Genomic DNA, 16,998 nt, shown 5'->3' with positions numbered 1-16,998 from the left:
TCCGTTTTCTGGGCGATGGCGGTGAGCGCTGTGTCTGCTCTAGTTCGCTGAAAACCAGCTGTGCTGCCGTTCCCCGTCGTCAAGACATCGCAGTGCTTACCGCAGCGTTGAACCACCTCCCTGGGTTTCCGCGTGAGCCGGAGTGCCGCACCATCGCGATGCTTTTTGCGACACCCCTGCGCCGCAAACAGGCATCCCTTTGTCGCAACCAGTCACTGCGACATCCCCCATCCGGCCCACAATCCCTCCATTCCAGTAACACATGCCGCCCATGGATGGCGGCAGGTTCAACCACCGCTGCATAAATACAAATCAAGCGAGGTAAGAGCATGTCTGGTAATCGTGGAGTGGTGTATCTCGGCGCAGGCAAGGTCGAGGTGCAGAAGATCGACTACCCCAAGATGCAGGACCCGCGCGGCAAGAAGATCGAGCACGGCGTCATCCTCAAGGTGGTGTCCACCAACATTTGCGGCTCTGACCAGCACATGGTCCGTGGCCGCACCACTGCCCAGGTCGGCCTGGTACTCGGCCATGAAATCACCGGTGAAATCGTCGAACTGGGCCGAGATGTCGAGCGCCTGAAAATCGGCGACCTGGTGTCGGTACCCTTCAACGTTGCGTGCGGGCGCTGCCGCTCCTGCAAAGAAATGCACACCGGCGTGTGCCTGACCGTCAACCCGGCCCGCGCCGGCGGCGCTTACGGTTATGTCGACATGGGCGACTGGACCGGTGGCCAGGCCGAATACGTGCTGGTGCCGTATGCCGACTTCAACCTGCTGAAGCTGCCCGACCGCGACAAGGCCATGGAGAAAATCCGCGACCTGACCTGCCTGTCGGACATCCTGCCCACCGGCTACCACGGCGCCGTGACTGCCGGCGTTGGCCCGGGCAGCACCGTATACGTGGCCGGCGCCGGCCCGGTCGGCCTGGCCGCTGCCGCCTCGGCGCGCCTGCTGGGCGCCGCCTGCGTGATCGTCGGCGACCTCAACCCGGCGCGCCTGGCCCACGCCAAGTCCCAGGGCTTCGAGGTGGTCGACCTGTCCAAGGACACCCCGCTGCACGAGCAGATCGTCGATATTCTGGGCGAGCCAGAAGTGGACTGCGCCGTTGACGCCGTCGGCTTCGAAGCCCGCGGCCACGGCCACGAAGGCGCCAAGCACGAGGCCCCGGCCACCGTGCTGAACTCGCTGATGCAGGTAACCCGCGTAGCCGGCAACATCGGCATCCCGGGCCTGTACGTGACCGAAGACCCGGGCGCGGTAGATGCCGCCGCCAAGATCGGCGCGCTGAGCATCCGCTTTGGCCTGGGCTGGGCCAAGTCGCACAGCTTCCACACCGGGCAAACCCCGACCATGAAGTACAACCGCCAGCTGATGCAGGCGATCATGTGGGACCGTATCAACATCGCCGAGGTGGTGGGGGTGCAGGTGATCAACCTCGACCAGGCGCCGGAAGGCTATGGCGAGTTCGATGCCGGGGTGCCGAAGAAGTTTGTGATTGACCCGCACAAGATGTGGGGTGCGGCGTGACGGCTGTGTGAAAAGAGCCCCTCGAAATGAGGGGCTTTTTCATGGGGCGCTTGAAGCAGGCACGGCTCTGTGTAGGAGCCGGCTTGCCGGCGATGAGGTCTGTTAACACAGCCCAGTGGTCAAATCCGTGCTTACTACTGTGGGAATCAGACGAAATTTTTTCAACTTTCTGTCTGCGAGTAACCCACGAAAATTCATTCTTCATATTTAGGAGGGTAGCTTACGCCAGGCGTTTTTCGGATTTCATATGCTTGCTTGGCAGTTTGCTTGGCCTGCTCGTAGCGGTAGCGCTCAAGGTTTGTATTTATTTCGGTAGGCTTCTTTCCTTTGTGTTCTTTTACAAGGTTAGCTAATCGCTTTCGGTTGTATAACACCAAATGTCGTTGAGAGTCAGCCTGTATTCTATTCGCTTCATCTCGCAGGAGATCAGTTGCTTTTTCTTTACTTGAATGACCCTCCGGCGGCTTTTGAGAGTACGCTGGTAATAATGGCTTTTGGGGGCTCTTATCGGAGGCGGTTACTGTTGTGTCGAGGCGAGTGGCTGAGGGCTCGGGATGTCTAGGTTTTTTGTTGCGAAGATGCAGCAAGTTACCAGCGCCTTTGAAGAAACTAGTCAGCCAATTATGCCCCGACGGGTCAACACGATTAATCGGGTCGCCTCCGCAATAGGCGTATGCGTTGTACCCACCAGTTCCTGTCGGGCTCCAACTATCCGGTGACATGAACCTCATCAGTGCTGTCGCGTATGGGCGGTGATGCCCGGGGCCTAACAAATAGTACCCTGATATTAGCTCTGGATACTCACCGTTGAAGCCGCAAAGTCTTCCGCTCAGGGGCGTGCTTGGATCATGTCCATATGCTGAAAAGACGTGATCTTCACTTTCATCATTCTGCACGTTTAGTACCGAGCCTTTATCATCGGTTGCCAGCAAGCCGGCGTTTCCTGCATCACCCGCATGCTGCTCTGCCAATGGCCTGTCGTCGGCGCGGAAGATGGTGCGCGGCCGGCCATTTTCGCTGACAGTGGTTAGTTTGCCGTTCTGGTAGAAGAAGTGGGTGGTGCCCGCCTGCTTTTTCATGGAACTCTCCTGATCGCTTGCACTGTTGGGTAGTGGCTTTTCACAGGATGTTGGTCGTGAGCCGAGCTGGTGGCTACTGGCAAAAATGCTAGGTCCGCCGAAATGCCCTACGGCGTCTTAGGTCGCTTCCCGCATACATCTGTAGGGCGATGGAAATACCCTACGTGGTCTGTCGATGTGCGTCTGATTGTCCGGGGAAACACTGGCCACTAGGCTCTGCCGGTCGCTGAGGGTTCAGCGATCGGGTGTGGAAACCTGACAATCACGATATCCCGCTGTCATGGCGGTTGTACGCGGGAGGCCGCAAGGCCTACCGGGATACTCGTGACCGGTTTCCACCCCGTGTACAACTGCCACCCTCTTGTGTGGAAACGGACGGTAGCAGTTCAACCTCTACGAGTGACTGCCATGAAAAAAATCGTCCCCGACCCACCCCATCAATTCATCCTGCCCCCCGACAAGTCCCTCGCCCGTGCCATCCAGGATGGCGTGGTGCCCATGGAGTACGTGCTGATGAACGTCTCCCACTACCTGATGTTCGCCTTCAGCGACAGCCACCGCGCGCTCGAGCGCATAAAGGACGAGGAGACCCGCCAGTTGCTGATGCACGGCCTGCGCGCCATGCAGATCGCCTGGGGGCAGGCGGATGCGCTGGCCAGCGCGGTGGAGAACCGGCCTGTGCATTGATTGCTGCGGTGCATGATCTGAAAGCTGGCGCGATCTCTGTGGGAAGCGGCCTTGTGTCGCGATTGGGCTGCGCAGCAGCCCCAGAATCTCGACCTCATGCAAAATCGCCGGGGCCGCTGCGCGGCCCAATCGCGACACAAGGCCGCTTCCCACAGGGATCGCGTCGGCTTTGGATTTTTAACAAGGCAGTTGCTCAGGGATCGCGCCGGGTTTTGGATTTATAACAAGGCAGTTGCTCCCACAGGGTTCGCGCCTGCCTCGAGCATCGAACAAATCAGCTCGATTCGCAGGGCCGTATGCGCCGACCACCGGCCCGGAACAAAGGTTCGAGCCCCCAGTCGAATGCCTCGTTTCCAGGCCATCCCGGCCGACGAGGTCCCTCCCGATGAAAGCATTCACCCTGGCAACCCTGATAACCCTGGCCGCAAGCCCGGTGTTCGCCTTCAACCTCAGCGACGTCGCCAATGCGGTTTCTGCCACGCAAAACCAGCAGCAAAGCGCCCCGGTGCAGGCCCCCGAGGGCCAGGCCAACCTGCTCAACACCTTGGGCCGCGAGCTGAAGATCACCCCCGAACAGGCCATCGGCGGCGCCGGGGCGATGCTGGGGCTGGCGCGCAACAACCTCAGCGGTGATGACTATGGCCAGTTGACCAAGGCGGTGCCGGGGCTGGACCTGTTGTCTGGCGCCAATGCGCTGGGTGACCTGAGCGGGCTGGGGCAGTTGCTGGGTGGCAACAAGAGTACCTCGCCGCTGGGTAATGCCCTGGGCGGAGAGGTAGAGAACCGCAACGACCTGGACAACGCGTTCAAGGCACTGGGCATGGATACCGGGATGATCGGGCAGTTTGCGCCGTTGATTCTGCAGTACCTGGGGCAGCAGGGCATTGCCAGCACGTTGCTGCAGAACCTGGGCAGCTTGTGGACCACGCCGGCGGTACCTGCTCAGCCGTCCGTGTAATTTCAGCCGCCCTGCTCATGCTTTTCAGGTTGTCGAACCTGAACGACCTGGGGCGATGGCACGGTGCTGGTCGGTACGTGGGCTTGTGCGGTAGAGGTTCCGGACAAGCTTGCCTGCAGCTCATCAACTTTTTTGAGGCGTTGATCAGCCAGCGTCATGTAGAGACCTCGGGTGTATGGCCCTCGGAAATAGCTTGAACTCTGTTGCGCGCTGATGCTGTCGGTGATCCCTCACCGCCAATGACCTCAGCCAGGCACAGTCACTCTTCATTTTGCGCTTGTGCGTATGTCTTGGTTGCTTGATGACGGTGCGGATTCAGTGATGGTGGCGGTTTTAATAGTTGAGTTGGGGCTGAACAGAGCGTTCATGGCATTATCGTCTCGGGCCTTGGCTGCTTCTAACTCTGTGAACAATTCGTTCAGCTTCAGTGCAAGTTTTAACTTTCCTTCCTTCATGGCTTGCCGGATATTCTGCCCCAACTTGTCGAGCTTAGTATGATGTAAGTTATTCTCATCGAGGTAGGTTCGAATCGAGGACCTGCCTGCTTGTTGAGAAGAGGTTGGGGTGCTGGAGGATGGATTGGAAGTGCCAGCTGGTTGAACAGTACGGCTGGTGGGCGTTCCGGGCTGCGGTGTGGCGCTGGCAGCTGGCCTTGTATTTGGGGTAGTAGACCCAGAGTTCTGATGTGTCGGCGTTGGTCTTGAAGACGTGGCTTTGAACATGTGGCCACTCGGGTCGCTTCGGTTTACTGGATCGCCACCGCAATAAGCGTAGGCATTCAAACCGCCTGCGCCAAACGGGCTCAAGCTGTCTGGGGACTGGAAGCGCATCAAGCGTGTGCTGTACAAGCGATAGCCGCGACCCAGCAGGTACCCTTCGAGGTCGGGCTCTAACCACTCACCCTGATAGGCAAGGGGTGATTCACTGGTTGTTGTGCTGTAACCGAATGCGCCATAGCTTGACGCATTGCTTTGGCCTGACAGAAGCACCGAATCCTGCGCATCACAGCCCAGTACAACACCCTGCCGATCCCCCCGCAGCGCCAGCGGCTGATGCTGATGGCGAACAATGGCCAGACAGCGCTCGGCGTTCAACTGCAGAGCCAGGTAGGGGCCTTGATAGAAACGTAGTGTTCTTGCCTGGGTGGATGCCATTTGTGTGGCCTCGAGTGACAGTTCCCGAGGCACAGCTTGTGGGGGCAAGCGCTAGAGCGCCACTGGCAAAAATGACAGGTGGCTGCCGGCGGTCAGAGCGCCTCGGAGAGCTCCACCAACCGCACCGGCCGGCGGAAGCCTGCCGTGAGTACCGCCAGATACGCCAACCCCAGCGCAAACCAGCACAGCCCGATCACCAGCGTCAGCGCCGACAGGCTGGTCCACAGCCACAAGGTCAGCCCCAACCCCACCAGCGGTACCACGCCATAGCACAGCAACCCCTTGAGGTTACGCTGCGCCCCTTCAGCCAACAGGTGGGTCTTGACCACCGCCAGGTTAACCGCCGAAAACGCCACCAGCGCGCCAAAGCTGATCAGCGAGGCAAGGGTGGCCAGGTCGATCACCAACGCCAGCAGCGAGAACGCCGACACCAGCACAATGGCGAACACCGGCGTGCCGAAGCGCGGCGACAGGTAACCGAAGCTGCGCCGTGGCAGCACGCGGTCGCGGCCCATGGTGAACAGGATGCGCGACACCGCCGCCTGGGAGGCCAGGGCCGAGCCCAGGCTGCCGGCAACGAACGCGGCGGTGAAGAAGTTGGCGAGGAACTGGCCGCCGGCCTTGAGCATCACCTCGTTGGCAGCGGCGTCGGCGTTGGCGAAGTGGCTGCCCGGCAGCACCAGCTGGCTGACGTAGGCCAGCACGGTGAACAGCACACCGGCAAACAGCGTGGTAAGGATGATCGCCCGCGGCACATCGCGGCGGGCGTCCTTGCACTCTTCGGCCAGGGTCGACACGGCATCGAAGCCCAAAAACGACAGGCACAGCACCGCGGCACCGGCCATCAGCGCGCCAAAGCCGGGCTGGCTGCCGTCACCGCGCAGCGGCGCCAGCACATCCACCGGCTGCCCGGCCAGGCTCTGCCACGCCAGCGCGACGAACACCCCGATGAAGACGATCTGCGCGCCGACGATCAGGTTGCTGGTTTTGGCCACCGAGTGAATGCCCACCACGTTGAGCACGGTCACCAGGGCGATGGAGGCGAGCACGATGCTCCAGGCCGGGATCGCCGGGAAGGCGATGTTGAGGAACAGCCCGATCAGCAGGTAGTTGATCATCGGCAGGAACAGGTAGTCGAGCAGCAGCGACCAGCCAGCCAGAAAGCCCACGCCGGGGCCGAAGGCCAGGTTGGTGTAGGAGTAGGCCGAGCCTGCCACCGGGAAGCGCTTGACCATGAAACTGTAAGAGGTGGCGGTGAACAGCATGGCCAGCAGGGTGACCAGGTAGGCGCTGGCGGTACGCCCGCCGGTGAGTTCGGTGACGATGCCGTAGGTGGTGAAGATGGTCAGCGGGACCATGTACACCAGGCCGAAGAACACCAGGGCGGGCAGGCCGAGGACACGGCGCAGTTGGGGGGCGGAGCAAGGTTGGGTTGCCATCGATCAATCCTGGCTTTTTTGTAGTTGTGTATGATCGATTTTTATCTGGTAAGGCTGATGGTGACAAACAAAGAGTTGCTAATGTCGATTATTAGCCCGGATTTTAATCGAGGTTTTATCGCGCCTGTGCCGGCCTCTTCGCGGGCAAGCCCGCTCCCACAGGGATCGCGTAACCCTGTGGGAGCGGGCTTGCCCGCGAAGAGGCCCTGACATGCTTAACCCATCTCGGCCCGCAGCTCATCGATCCGCTGGTCCTTCTCCACCCACAACTGGTTCACCCAAGCCTGCACGATCTGGCGGAACGCCGGGTCGTTCTCGTAATCGCCGGCACTCAGCGCCGGGTCCAGCTCACGCACGCGGATGTCGATGATTACCCGGCTGATGCTGCCGTCGAGTAGCGCCCAAAACCCTGGCGCCTGCTTGCCGGGGTAGACGATGGTGACGTCCAGCAGCGCGTCCAGCTGCTCGCCGAGGGCCGCCAGCACGAAGGCCACTCCGCCGGCCTTGGGCTTGAGCAGGTTGCGGTAGGGCGATTGCTGCTGGGCGCGCTTGGCTTCGGTGAAGCGGGTGCCCTCGAGGTAGTTGACCACGGTCACCGGCTGGCGCTTGAACAGCTCGCAGGCGGCTTTGGTGATTTCCAGGTCCTTGCCTTTGAGCTCGGGGTGCTTTTCGAGAAACGCCTTGCTGTAGCGCTTCATGAACGGGTAGTCCAGGCCCCACCAGGCCAGGCCCAGCAGCGGCACCCAGATCAGCTCCTTTTTAAGGAAGAACTTGAAGAACGGCACCCGGCGGTTGAGGCTTTCGATCAGCGCGGGGATGTCGACCCAGGTCTGGTGGTTGCTGATGCACAGGTACGAGGTGTTCTTGCCAAGGTTCTCCACGCCGCGAATGTCCCAGCGGGTGGGGATGCACAGGGCGAAGATGGCCTTGTCGACTTCCGACCAGGCTTCGGCGATCCACATCACCGCGGCCGAGGCGTAGTCGCGCCAGCGGCCGGGCAGCACCAGCTTGAGCAGGGCGAACACCAGCAGCGGGCCGATCATCACCAGGGTGTTGAGCAGCAGCAGGGTCAGGGTAAGGATGCCGGTCAGCAGGCGACGCATAGGGAAACTCTTGTTGTGTGGATTTTACGGTTGGCAATGATAAGCAGGGCCGTGGCCTACGCCAAACGCGGAATGCCCGGCGGGTGGGACAAATGTTTCACATTGTGTTGTTTAACCTGTGACAACGAACCTATGCTGCCTGCGCAGTCTAAGCACTGACTCTTCTCAAGGAAGCCTGCCCTGTGAAACCCCTGCTTGCCCTGTTGTCCCTTCTGGCGCTGCCGGTGATGGCCGCCGAGCCCACGCTGTATGGCCGTTACGAGAACATCACGCTGCCGGAGCTGGGCGAAACCCTCAAGGCCAAGATGGACACCGGCGCCTACACCGCGTCGCTGTCGGCCAAGGATATCGAGCTGTTCAAGCGTGATGGCCAGGAGTGGGTGCGCTTTCGCCTGGCGACCAAAGACGCCGATGGCAAGGTCTACGAGCATGAGGTGTCGCGCATCAGCAAAATCAAGAACCGCGCCGACGAGGACGAGGAGGGCGATGCCCCTGAGCTGTCGCGCCGCCCGGTGGTCGACCTGGAGCTGTGCCTGGGGGATGTGAAGCGCACCGTGGAGGTGAACCTGGTCGACCGCAGCAATTTCAACTACCCGCTGCTGGTAGGCGCCAAGGCGCTGCGCGAGTTCAAGGCGGCGGTCAACCCGGCGAAGAAGTTCACTGCAGGCAAGCCTGACTGCTGATTTGCCTGTACCGGCCCTATCGCCGGCAAGCCGGCTCCTACTGGGTTTTGTAGGAGCCGGCTTGCCGGCGATAGGGCCCGAGCGCTTAAAATCCAGCTTTGCCCCCAGCAATGCCGGACGCCATGCCCCACATCCTCATCGTCGAAGACGAAGCCTCCATCGCCGACACCCTGGTTTACGCCCTGCAGGCCGACGGCCATAGCACCGAATGGGTGACCCTCGGCAGCGCCGCGGTCGAGCAACAGCGCCTGCGCCCGGCGGACCTGGTGATCCTCGACATCGGCCTGCCCGATATCAGCGGTTTTGAAACCTGCCGACAGCTGCGCCGCTTCAGCGAGGTGCCGGTGATGTTCCTCAGTGCCCGCGACGCCGAGATCGACCGCGTGCTGGGCCTGGAGATCGGCGCCGACGACTACGTGGTCAAACCGTTCAGCCCGCGCGAGGTGGCGGCGCGGGTGCGGGCGATTCTCAAGCGCATGGCGCCGCGCGTTGAACCTGCCACTGAAAGCACGCTGTTCCAACTCGATACCCTGGCCATGCGCATCAGCTACCAGGGTCAGCCACTGACCCTGACCCGCCACGAGTTCCGCCTGCTGCAATGCCTGTTGGAGCAACCGCGCCGGGTGTTCAGCCGCGAGCAATTGCTCAACGGTTTGGGCGTGGCCTCGGACGTGGGCTACGAGCGCACCATCGACAGCCATATCAAGAGCCTGCGCGCCAAGCTGCGCCAGGTGGCCCCCGCCGCCGAGCCGATCCAGACCCACAGGGGCCTTGGCTACAGCTACAGCCCGGAACACGCCTGATGCGCCTGGGTATTCGCATCTTTTTGGTGTACTTCCTGTTCGTCGGGCTGGCGGGCTACTTTTTGCTCAACACCGTGCGCGAGCAGATTCGCCCGGTGGTGCGCCAGTCCTCTGAAGAAACCCTGGTGGACACCGCCAACCTGCTGGCCGAGATCCTCCATGATGACGTCAAGGCCGGCACCCTGGCCCAGAGCCGCCTGCCCGAGGTGCTCAAGGCCTACGGGCTGCGCAGCCCCGGCGCGCACATCTGGGGCCTGGCCAAGACCCAGGTCAGCCACCGCATCTACGTCACCGACGCCAACGGCATCGTGCTGCTCGACTCCAGCGGCCAAGCCCTGGGCAAGGACTATTCGCAGTGGAACGACGTGTACCTGACCCTGCGCGGCCAGTACGGCGCGCGCTCTACCCGCACTCTCGCCGATGACGAAAGCACCTCGGTGATGCATGTGGCGGCGCCGATCCTCGATGCGGGCAGGATCATTGGCGTGGTCACCGTGGCCAAGCCCAACAGCTCGCTGCAGCCTTACATCGACCGCTCCGAACAGCGCCTGCTGAACCTCGGCCTTGGGTTGATCGGGTTGGGACTGCTGATCGGCGCGGCGCTGTCGTGGTGGCTGGTGCGCTCGCTGCGCCGCCTGGCGCGCTACGCCCAGGCGGTCAGCGAGGGTGAGCGGGCGGCGGTGCCGCACTACAAGGGCGGCGAGCTGGCGCACCTGGCCAATGCAGTGGAGCGCATGCGCACGCAGCTGGAGGGCAAGGCCTACGTGGAGCGCTACGTGCACACCCTGACTCACGAGCTGAAAAGCCCGCTGGCGGCGATTCGCGGGGCCTCGGAGCTGCTGCAGGGCGACATGCCAGCCGAGCAGCGGGCACGCTTTGCCGGCAATATCGAGCGCGAGAGCGAGCGTTTGCAGCAGATGATCGAGCGCCTGCTGAACCTGGCCCGGGTCGAGCAGATGCAGGCCCTTGAAGATGAGCAGCAGGTGGCCCTGGCGGGGCTGGTGGATGAGTTGCTGGTGGCTCAGGGTGCGCGTATCGAAGCCAACTCGTTGCAAGTACGCCAGCGCTTGCCGGCCGGCACGCAGCTGCTGTGTGACCCGTTCCTGCTGCGCCAGGCGCTGGCCAACCTGTTGGACAACGCCCTGGATTTCACCCCGCCTGGTGGCGTGCTGTTGTTCGAGCTGGAGCGTGACGGCGAGCGGGTGGCGCTGAGCCTGTTCAACCAGGGGCCAACCATTCCCGAATACGCCCTGGGGCGGGTCAGCGAGCGCTTCTATTCGCTGCCGCGCCCTGGCACCGGGCGCAAGAGCACGGGGCTTGGGCTGAATTTCGTTGCCGAGGTGATGCAACTGCATGGCGGGGCGTTGGCGGTGGATAACGTAGAAGGCGGGGTGCGGGTGCGCTTGTGGCTGCCGGCGCGGCGGATAGGCGCATGATTGGCTGACCCCTTGTAGGAGCGGCCTTGTGCCGCGAAAGGGCTGCAAAGCAGCCCCGGCATTCTTGCATGATGCCGAGATCCTGGGGCTGCTACGCAGCCCATCGCGACACAAGGCCGCTTCCCACGGGGGCGCGCTGTGCTTGCGAAGACATTCTCCACACAATCCACACAAACCCACCCCGAAGGCTCCACGCAGCAGGCAGACACTGCCTGCCATCGCACACGGAGCCTCACCAATGAACAAGACCCTGGGTTTCAAGCTTGGCACCATCGCCATGCTGATCCTGTTGTTGCTCATCCCGCTGATGATGATCGGCGGCCTTATCGACGAACGCCAGCACCTGCGCGATAGCGTGGTGCAGGACATCGCCCGCAGTTCTGCCTACGGCCAGCAGATCAGCGGCCCGATGCTGGTGGTGCCCTACCGCAAGTACGAACGCCGCTGGATCGACAAGGACGGCCAGAGCACCCAGGAAACCAGCACGGTCAGCGGCAACCTGTACTTTTTGCCGGAAACCCTCGACGTGGACATGGGCGCCGAGACCGAACTGCGCGCCCGGGGCATCTACGAGGCGCGGCTGTTCCACACCAAGGGCCGTATCAGCGGCCGCTTCAAGCTGCCCGATCACTGGGGCATCGACCAGGACTACGGCGACTACCGCTTCGACAAGCCCTATCTGGTGGTGGGTATCAGCGATATACGCGGCATCGAGAACAACCTGGAGCTGAACCTGGACGACCAGCGCCTGGCCTTCGAGGCCGGCACCGGCCTTGACTGGATGCGCGGCGGTGTCCATGTGCCGCTGCCGCAGTTCGAAGGTGGCCACATTGGCGAGTTCAACTACAGCTTCGAGCTGGCCCTGCAGGGCACTGGCCAGCTGCATGTATTGCCGGTGGGCCGCAGCAGCACGGTGGCCCTGCGCGCCAACTGGCCGCACCCAAGCTTCATCGGCAGCTATCTGCCCAGCCGCCGGGCCATCGATGACGAGGGCTTCAATGCCCATTGGCAGACCTCGTTCTTTGCCACCAACCTGGAAGACGCACTGCGCAAATGCGCCACTGCGGGCCAATGCGAAGAGTTCCTGCAAACCACCCTCGGTGTGAGCTTCGTCGACCCGGTGGACCAGTACCTGAAGAGCGAACGGGCGATCAAGTACGCGTTGCTGTTCATTGCCCTGACCTTTGCCGGCTTCTTCCTGTTCGAGGTGCTCAAGAGCCTGCGGGTGCATGCGGTGCAGTACGTGCTGGTGGGCGTGGCCCTGGCGTTCTTCTACCTGTTGCTGCTGTCGCTGTCGGAACACCTGGGCTTTGCCCTGGCCTATGGGCTGTCGGCGTCGGCCTGTGTGCTGCTGATCGGTTTTTACCTGTGCTTCGTGCTGCAAAGCTTCGGGCGCGGGGTGGGCTTTGCGGCGGGGCTGGCGGCGTTGTACGGCATGCTCTACGGGCTGCTCAGCGCTGAGGACTACGCGCTGTTGATGGGCTCGCTGCTGTGCTTTGGCTTGCTCGGGGTGTTCATGGTGCTGACCCGCCGGCTGGACTGGTCGCGGGTGGGGAGGGGGGTATGAGGGAGGATAGAGAGGTCGGGCGCTGGTTGGCCCTTAGGATTGCGCAGTTGTTTCCTGTGATACCGAGGTAAGGCCTTCGCGGGTAAACCCGCTCCCACAGGTACGGTACAGACCCTGTGGGAGCGGGTTTACCCGCGAAGAGGCCCGGTCAGGCGTTTGGGGTGGTCGCCAGCATCGACGCCCGCTGGCTGACTTCGGCATACCACGCCGCCAGCCCCGGCTGCTGCTCACGCCAGCCAAACTCCGGCTGGCGCAGGTCCAGATACCCCAGCGCACAGGCCACGCCAATGGCCGCCAGGTCGAACCCCGAGGCCAGCTCGGCCAGGTGCTCCTGTTCCAGGTTGGCAAGGCTTCTGCGGATCTTCTCGCCCTGGGCTGCCACCCACCCGTCCCATTGCTTGTCGGCCGGGCGCAGGAAGGTTTCGTAGCGGGTACCTACTGCAGCATCCATGATCGCATCGGCCTGGGACGCCAGGGTCAGCCGGCGCCAGCGCGCCGAGCCCTCGCGGGGCAGCAGCGGGTTGCCGACGTGCTGGGTGTCGAGGTACTCGCAAATCACCCGGCTATCGTGCAGCACGCTGCCGTCGTCCAGGCGCAGGGCCGGGATCTTGCCGATCGGGTTGCCCTGGTTGAGCTGCTCGTCGCCGTTCACCGGGCTGATGTTCACCGCCTGCAGGGTCACCCGGCCGAGCTGGCCGGTCTCGTGCAGCACCACCATCACCTTGCGCACGAACGGCGACAAGGGCGAATGGAACAGGATCATGGCTCAGTTACCTTGCAGGCTGGGTGGCAGGCACACGCCAGTGCCGCCGATGCCGCAGTAGCCTTCGGGGTTCTTGGCCAGGTACTGCTGGTGGTAGGCCTCGGCGAAGTAAACGGTCGGCGCCTGGTCGATCTCGGTGGTGATCTCGCCGAAGCCGGCCTTGACCAGTTCGGCCTGGAAGGCGTCGCGGCTGGCCTTGGCTTCCTCCAGCTGCTGCGGCGAGGTGCAGTAGATGGCCGAGCGGTACTGGGTGCCGATGTCGTTGCCCTGGCGCATGCCTTGGGTGGGGTTGTGCAGCTCCCAGAACATCGCCAGCAGCTCGCGGTAGCTGACTTTGTCTTTATCGAACACCACCAGCACCACCTCGGTGTGGCCGGTCAGGCCCGAGCAGACTTCTTCGTAGGTGGGGTTGGGGGTGAAGCCGCCGGCGTAGCCGACCACAGTGCTGACCACGCCTTCACGCTGCCAGAAGCGGCGCTCGGCGCCCCAGAAGCAGCCCAGGCCGAAGATGGCGAAGTCGATGGCGCCTTCGAAGAACGGGCCCAGCAGCGGGGTGCCTTCGAACACGTAGTGGAACTCGGGCAGGCTCATCGGGGTTTCGCGGCCAGGCAGGGCCTGTTCTGCGGTAGGCAGGACGTTTTTGTTCACCAGGATTTCCGAACGCAGGGTCATGGCCGTTCCTCTGTGTTTTTTCAGATTGATTGGGGGAGGCCATCGCCGGCAAGCCGGCTCCTACAGGGGGGCGCTGTTCGTGTAGGAGCCGGCTTGCCGGCGGTGAGGCCCGAATGGCTTCTATAGTGCCCGAGCTTTACGCCGCTGTCAGGCCAATGGCCCACGCGGATAGCGGCGCAGTTTTTCGTTCAGCTCGCGCCCGGGGATCGGCCGGTCGAACAGGTAACCCTGGCCCACGTCGCAGCGGTGGCGGCGCAGGAACGCCAGCTGCTCGGGCGTCTCGATGCCCTCGGCGACCACCTTGAGCTTGAGGTTATGGGCCATGGCCACCACCGCCGAGGTGATCTCCATGTCGTCCTGGTTGTCGGGGATCTCGTTGATGAAGCTGCGGTCGATCTTGATGATGTCGATCGGGAACTTCTTCAGGTAGCTCAGCGACGAGTAGCCGGTACCGAAGTCGTCCATCGCCAGGGTCAGGCCCAGGGCCTTGAGCTCGTCGAGCTGGCGGTGGGTGTCTTCGCTGGCCTCCAGCAACAGGCCTTCGGTCAGCTCCAGCTCCAGCAGGTGCGGCGGCAGGGCTTCTTCTTTGAGAATGCTGCCGATCGAGCTCACAAGCTCCGGGTCGGAGAACTGCTTGGGCGACAGGTTGATGGCCACGTGCAAGTTGCCAAAGCCCTCTTCACGCAGCTGCTGGCTCATGCGGCAGGCCTGGCGCACCACCCACTTGCCGATGGGGATGATCAGCCCGGTTTCTTCGGCCACGCTGATGAACTGGTCGGGGCGGATCATGCCGCGCTCGGGGTGGTTCCAGCGCAGCAGCGCCTCCAGCCCCAGCAGTCGTCCGCTGCGCAGGCACAGCTTGGGCTGGTAGAACACCTCCAGCTCGTTCTGGGTCAGGGCGCGGCGCAGGTTGTTCTCGACGAACAGCTTGTAGCTGGCCTCGGCATTGAGCACCTCGGTGAACACCTGCACCTGGTGCTTGCCGTTGGCCTTGGCCTTGTGCAGGGCAAGGCCTGCGTTTTTCATCAGGGTGGCCGGCTCGCTGCCGTGCAGCGGCGCGCAGGCCAGGCCTACGGAAGCGGTGACGTTGATCAGCTGGTTATCGACGAACATGGGTTTGTCGAGGGTGCGCAGCAGCTGGTGGGCCACGCCCTGGCCGTCCTCGAGCGAGGTGTCGTCCAGCAGCACGGCAAACTCGTTGCTGGCAAAGCGCGCCAGGCTGCCGCCGCTGCTCAGGCTGTTGCGCAGGCGCCGGGCCAGGCTGATCAGCAGCTTGTCGCCGGTCTGGTGGCCGAGGCTGTCGTTGATCCGCTTGAAGTTGTCGATGTCCACCAGCAGCAGGCAGATGGGGCTGGCACTGTCGCGGGCAAAGCGTTCGTCGAGGTTGCGAATGAACGCCGGGCGGTTGCCCAGGTTGGTCAGGTTGTCGGTGTAGGCCAGGCGCTCGATGCGCTGCTGGGCCAGCTTGGTCTGGGTGATGTCTTCGTAAATGCCGATGTAGTGGGTCAGCTCGCGGTTGTCGCCGTACACCTTGGAGATCGACAGCTGGCCCCAGTAGGGCTCGAGGTTCTTGCGCCGGCTCTTGAACTCGCCCTGCCAGCTGTTGCCCATGGCCAGGCTGGACGGCGAGTCGAACAGCAGCTCGCTCAAGTTTTCCAGCGCCGGCAGCTCGGCCAGGTGGTGGCCCTGGACTTCATCGGTGCTGTACTGGGTGATGGCGGTGAAGCTTGGGTTGACGTACTCCACCACGCCGTCGCGGTTGACCAGCAAGAAGGCGCTGGCGCTTTGCTCCACCGCGCGCTGGAACAGGTGCAGGGCGCTGGCGGCGGTGCGCCGGTTGTGGTTGTTGATGACCTGGGCGAACTGGTCGGCCAGCTCGCCGGCGAAGGCGATTTCGTCGGACTGCCAGGCCCGCGGCTTGCCGTTTTGCTCAAGGCACAGCACGCCGACCACCTGGCCGTCGATGCGGATGCTGGCATCGAGCATGGCGCTGTCGTCGTTACCGTGCAGCAGCTCGGACATTTCGCGGGTACGCGGGTCGTGGCTGGCGTTGTGGGCGTCGATGGCGCGGCTGGCGTGCAGGGCTTCGAGGTAGTCGGGGAAGCGGCTGGCGTCGATGGCCTCGGGCAGGCGGTGCTGCTGCTCGCGGCTGTACCAGGCGCTGATCGGCTCCAGGCGCTGGTCGTTCAGGTACCAGATGCTGGCGCAGTCGACCTTGTAGATTTCACAGGCGCTGCGGGTGATCAGTTCGGCGGCTTCGAGCAGCGAGTTACCCACGCTGTAGCGCTGGCGCGCCAGGCGCAGGATGAGGTCTTGCTGGGCGCGAACCCGCTCGAGGTGTTCAAGCTGCTCTTGCTGGGCGTGCTGGTTGAGCTGCAGGGCCAGTTGCAGGCGGTTGTTGCGCGACTCCAGGTCGTTGGCGTCTACCTCGGGGCCTTCGAGCGGCTGGTCGTCGAGCACCGTCAGGTAGCCGCGCAGCAGCTGGCGGCTGTGCTGCTTGTAGCTTTCGCCGGCTTCCAGCAGGCGCAGCGGCTCGGGGCCGCAGTGCAGGGTGTAGCGCACCCGGTAATGGCCGCGCTCGGCCAGTTGCAGCTGGATCTCGTCATGCAGCTTGTAGCGCGCCTCGGGCTCCATGAGGCTGGCGTAGGGCGAGCCGATCAATGAGCACAGCTCGGCGGCGGGCAAGTTGAATTGCCGTTCGCAGGCCGGGTCGACGTAGAGCATGGCCCAGCTGGCTTCGTTCAGCCGCTCGAAACGCAGCATGCCGAGCCGCGAAGGCACGGGTAGCTGCGTGACGACCTCGGCCGCCACTCGGCTGGCGGCATCGGGTTGGCTTTTCATCGAAGACTCGCTTGAACAAGGCGGTTGGCGCGGCGGGCCACGGGCTATGCGGCGACGCTTTGGGCAAGGTTGCATCATGTCCCGGGGACTGGCAAGCGGCCATGCGTGATGCTGTGTACAGATTGTCGGCTGGCGGGGTGGAATCTGAAGGCCCTATCGCCGGCAAGACGGCTCTTGCGAGGGGGGCGCCGGCGCTTTCCTGTAGGAGATCACCCAGCCCTTTCGGGCTGCGCTGTCGCGCAGAGAGCTAGTCTCGCAGATGCACCGCGCCCTCTGTGGGAAGC

General features: G+C 63.1%; 14 protein-coding genes. 7 read left to right on the top strand and 7 right to left on the bottom strand.

What is annotated here, in order from left to right; all coding sequences use genetic code 11:
* The first annotated feature begins 329 nt into the window (after positions 1-329).
* Complete coding sequence (fdhA, locus tag KSS93_RS00070; RefSeq protein ID WP_027917538.1) at positions 330-1,529, top strand: formaldehyde dehydrogenase, glutathione-independent; 1,200 nt, start codon at positions 330-332, stop codon at positions 1,527-1,529.
* A gap of 194 nt (positions 1,530-1,723) precedes the next feature.
* Here fdhA and KSS93_RS00065 read toward each other — a convergent pair whose 3' ends face one another.
* The gene (locus KSS93_RS00065) at positions 1,724-2,608 is read right to left on the bottom strand and encodes an RHS repeat-associated core domain-containing protein (RefSeq protein WP_217886663.1); all 885 of its coding nucleotides are present in this window, start codon (positions 2,606-2,608) and stop codon (positions 1,724-1,726) included.
* Between the two features lie 408 nt (positions 2,609-3,016).
* Here KSS93_RS00065 and KSS93_RS00060 point away from each other — a divergent pair, with 408 nt between their 5' ends.
* Together KSS93_RS00060 and KSS93_RS00055 are read left to right on the top strand one after the other, a co-directional pair.
* The gene (locus KSS93_RS00060) at positions 3,017-3,295 is read left to right on the top strand and encodes a hypothetical protein (protein ID WP_225917267.1); all 279 of its coding nucleotides are present in this window, start codon (positions 3,017-3,019) and stop codon (positions 3,293-3,295) included.
* A 385-nt stretch (positions 3,296-3,680) separates the two neighbouring features.
* The gene (locus KSS93_RS00055) at positions 3,681-4,253 is read left to right on the top strand and encodes a DUF2780 domain-containing protein (RefSeq protein WP_217886662.1); all 573 of its coding nucleotides are present in this window, start codon (positions 3,681-3,683) and stop codon (positions 4,251-4,253) included.
* A gap of 266 nt (positions 4,254-4,519) precedes the next feature.
* Here the strand turns inward: KSS93_RS00055 and KSS93_RS00050 are convergent, their stop codons facing one another.
* The 3 genes from KSS93_RS00050 to yihG form a co-directional block, all read right to left on the bottom strand.
* Complete coding sequence (locus KSS93_RS00050) at positions 4,520-5,407, bottom strand: RHS repeat-associated core domain-containing protein (RefSeq protein WP_217886661.1); 888 nt, start codon at positions 5,405-5,407, stop codon at positions 4,520-4,522.
* 92 nt (positions 5,408-5,499) lie between these two features.
* Positions 5,500-6,846, bottom strand: coding sequence for an APC family permease (locus tag KSS93_RS00045; RefSeq protein ID WP_217886660.1), 1,347 nt, complete (start codon positions 6,844-6,846; stop codon positions 5,500-5,502).
* Between the two features lie 215 nt (positions 6,847-7,061).
* Positions 7,062-7,949 carry a 1-acylglycerol-3-phosphate O-acyltransferase, YihG family gene (yihG, locus tag KSS93_RS00040; RefSeq protein ID WP_217886659.1) on the bottom strand — a complete coding sequence of 296 codons (888 nt, stop codon included), beginning with the start codon at positions 7,947-7,949 and terminating at the stop codon, positions 7,062-7,064.
* 182 nt (positions 7,950-8,131) lie between these two features.
* Here yihG and rloA2 point away from each other — a divergent pair, with 182 nt between their 5' ends.
* The 4 genes from rloA2 (at position 8,132) to creD (ending at position 12,438) form a co-directional block, all read left to right on the top strand.
* The gene (gene rloA2, locus KSS93_RS00035) at positions 8,132-8,632 is read left to right on the top strand and encodes a retropepsin-like aspartic peptidase RloA2 (RefSeq protein WP_217886658.1); all 501 of its coding nucleotides are present in this window, start codon (positions 8,132-8,134) and stop codon (positions 8,630-8,632) included.
* Between the two features lie 122 nt (positions 8,633-8,754).
* A complete protein-coding gene (creB, locus tag KSS93_RS00030; RefSeq protein WP_217886657.1) occupies positions 8,755-9,435 on the top strand; it encodes a two-component system response regulator CreB in 681 nt (226 codons plus the stop codon).
* A complete protein-coding gene (gene creC, locus KSS93_RS00025; RefSeq protein WP_217886656.1) occupies positions 9,435-10,871 on the top strand; it encodes a two-component system sensor histidine kinase CreC in 1,437 nt (478 codons plus the stop codon). The genes creB and creC overlap by 1 nt, the downstream gene beginning before the upstream one ends.
* Before the next feature lie 238 nt (positions 10,872-11,109).
* The gene (gene creD, locus KSS93_RS00020; RefSeq protein WP_217886655.1) at positions 11,110-12,438 is read left to right on the top strand and encodes a cell envelope integrity protein CreD; all 1,329 of its coding nucleotides are present in this window, start codon (positions 11,110-11,112) and stop codon (positions 12,436-12,438) included.
* A 148-nt stretch (positions 12,439-12,586) separates the two neighbouring features.
* Here the strand turns inward: creD and KSS93_RS00015 are convergent, their stop codons facing one another.
* From KSS93_RS00015 to KSS93_RS00005, 3 genes are all read right to left on the bottom strand, one after another.
* Complete coding sequence (locus tag KSS93_RS00015) at positions 12,587-13,201, bottom strand: glutathione S-transferase (RefSeq protein ID WP_217886654.1); 615 nt, start codon at positions 13,199-13,201, stop codon at positions 12,587-12,589.
* Between the two features lie 3 nt (positions 13,202-13,204).
* Complete coding sequence (gene msrA, locus KSS93_RS00010; protein WP_217886653.1) at positions 13,205-13,873, bottom strand: peptide-methionine (S)-S-oxide reductase MsrA; 669 nt, start codon at positions 13,871-13,873, stop codon at positions 13,205-13,207.
* Between the two features lie 147 nt (positions 13,874-14,020).
* Complete coding sequence (locus KSS93_RS00005) at positions 14,021-16,714, bottom strand: putative bifunctional diguanylate cyclase/phosphodiesterase (RefSeq protein ID WP_217886652.1); 2,694 nt, start codon at positions 16,712-16,714, stop codon at positions 14,021-14,023.
* Positions 16,715-16,998 lie beyond the last annotated feature (284 nt).

Source organism: Pseudomonas xanthosomatis, assembly GCF_019139835.1.
GTDB lineage: Bacteria > Pseudomonadota > Gammaproteobacteria > Pseudomonadales > Pseudomonadaceae > Aquipseudomonas > Aquipseudomonas fakonensis.
The sequence above is the reverse complement of the archived record's forward strand: the minus strand, read 5'-3'. Positions and strand labels throughout refer to the sequence as shown.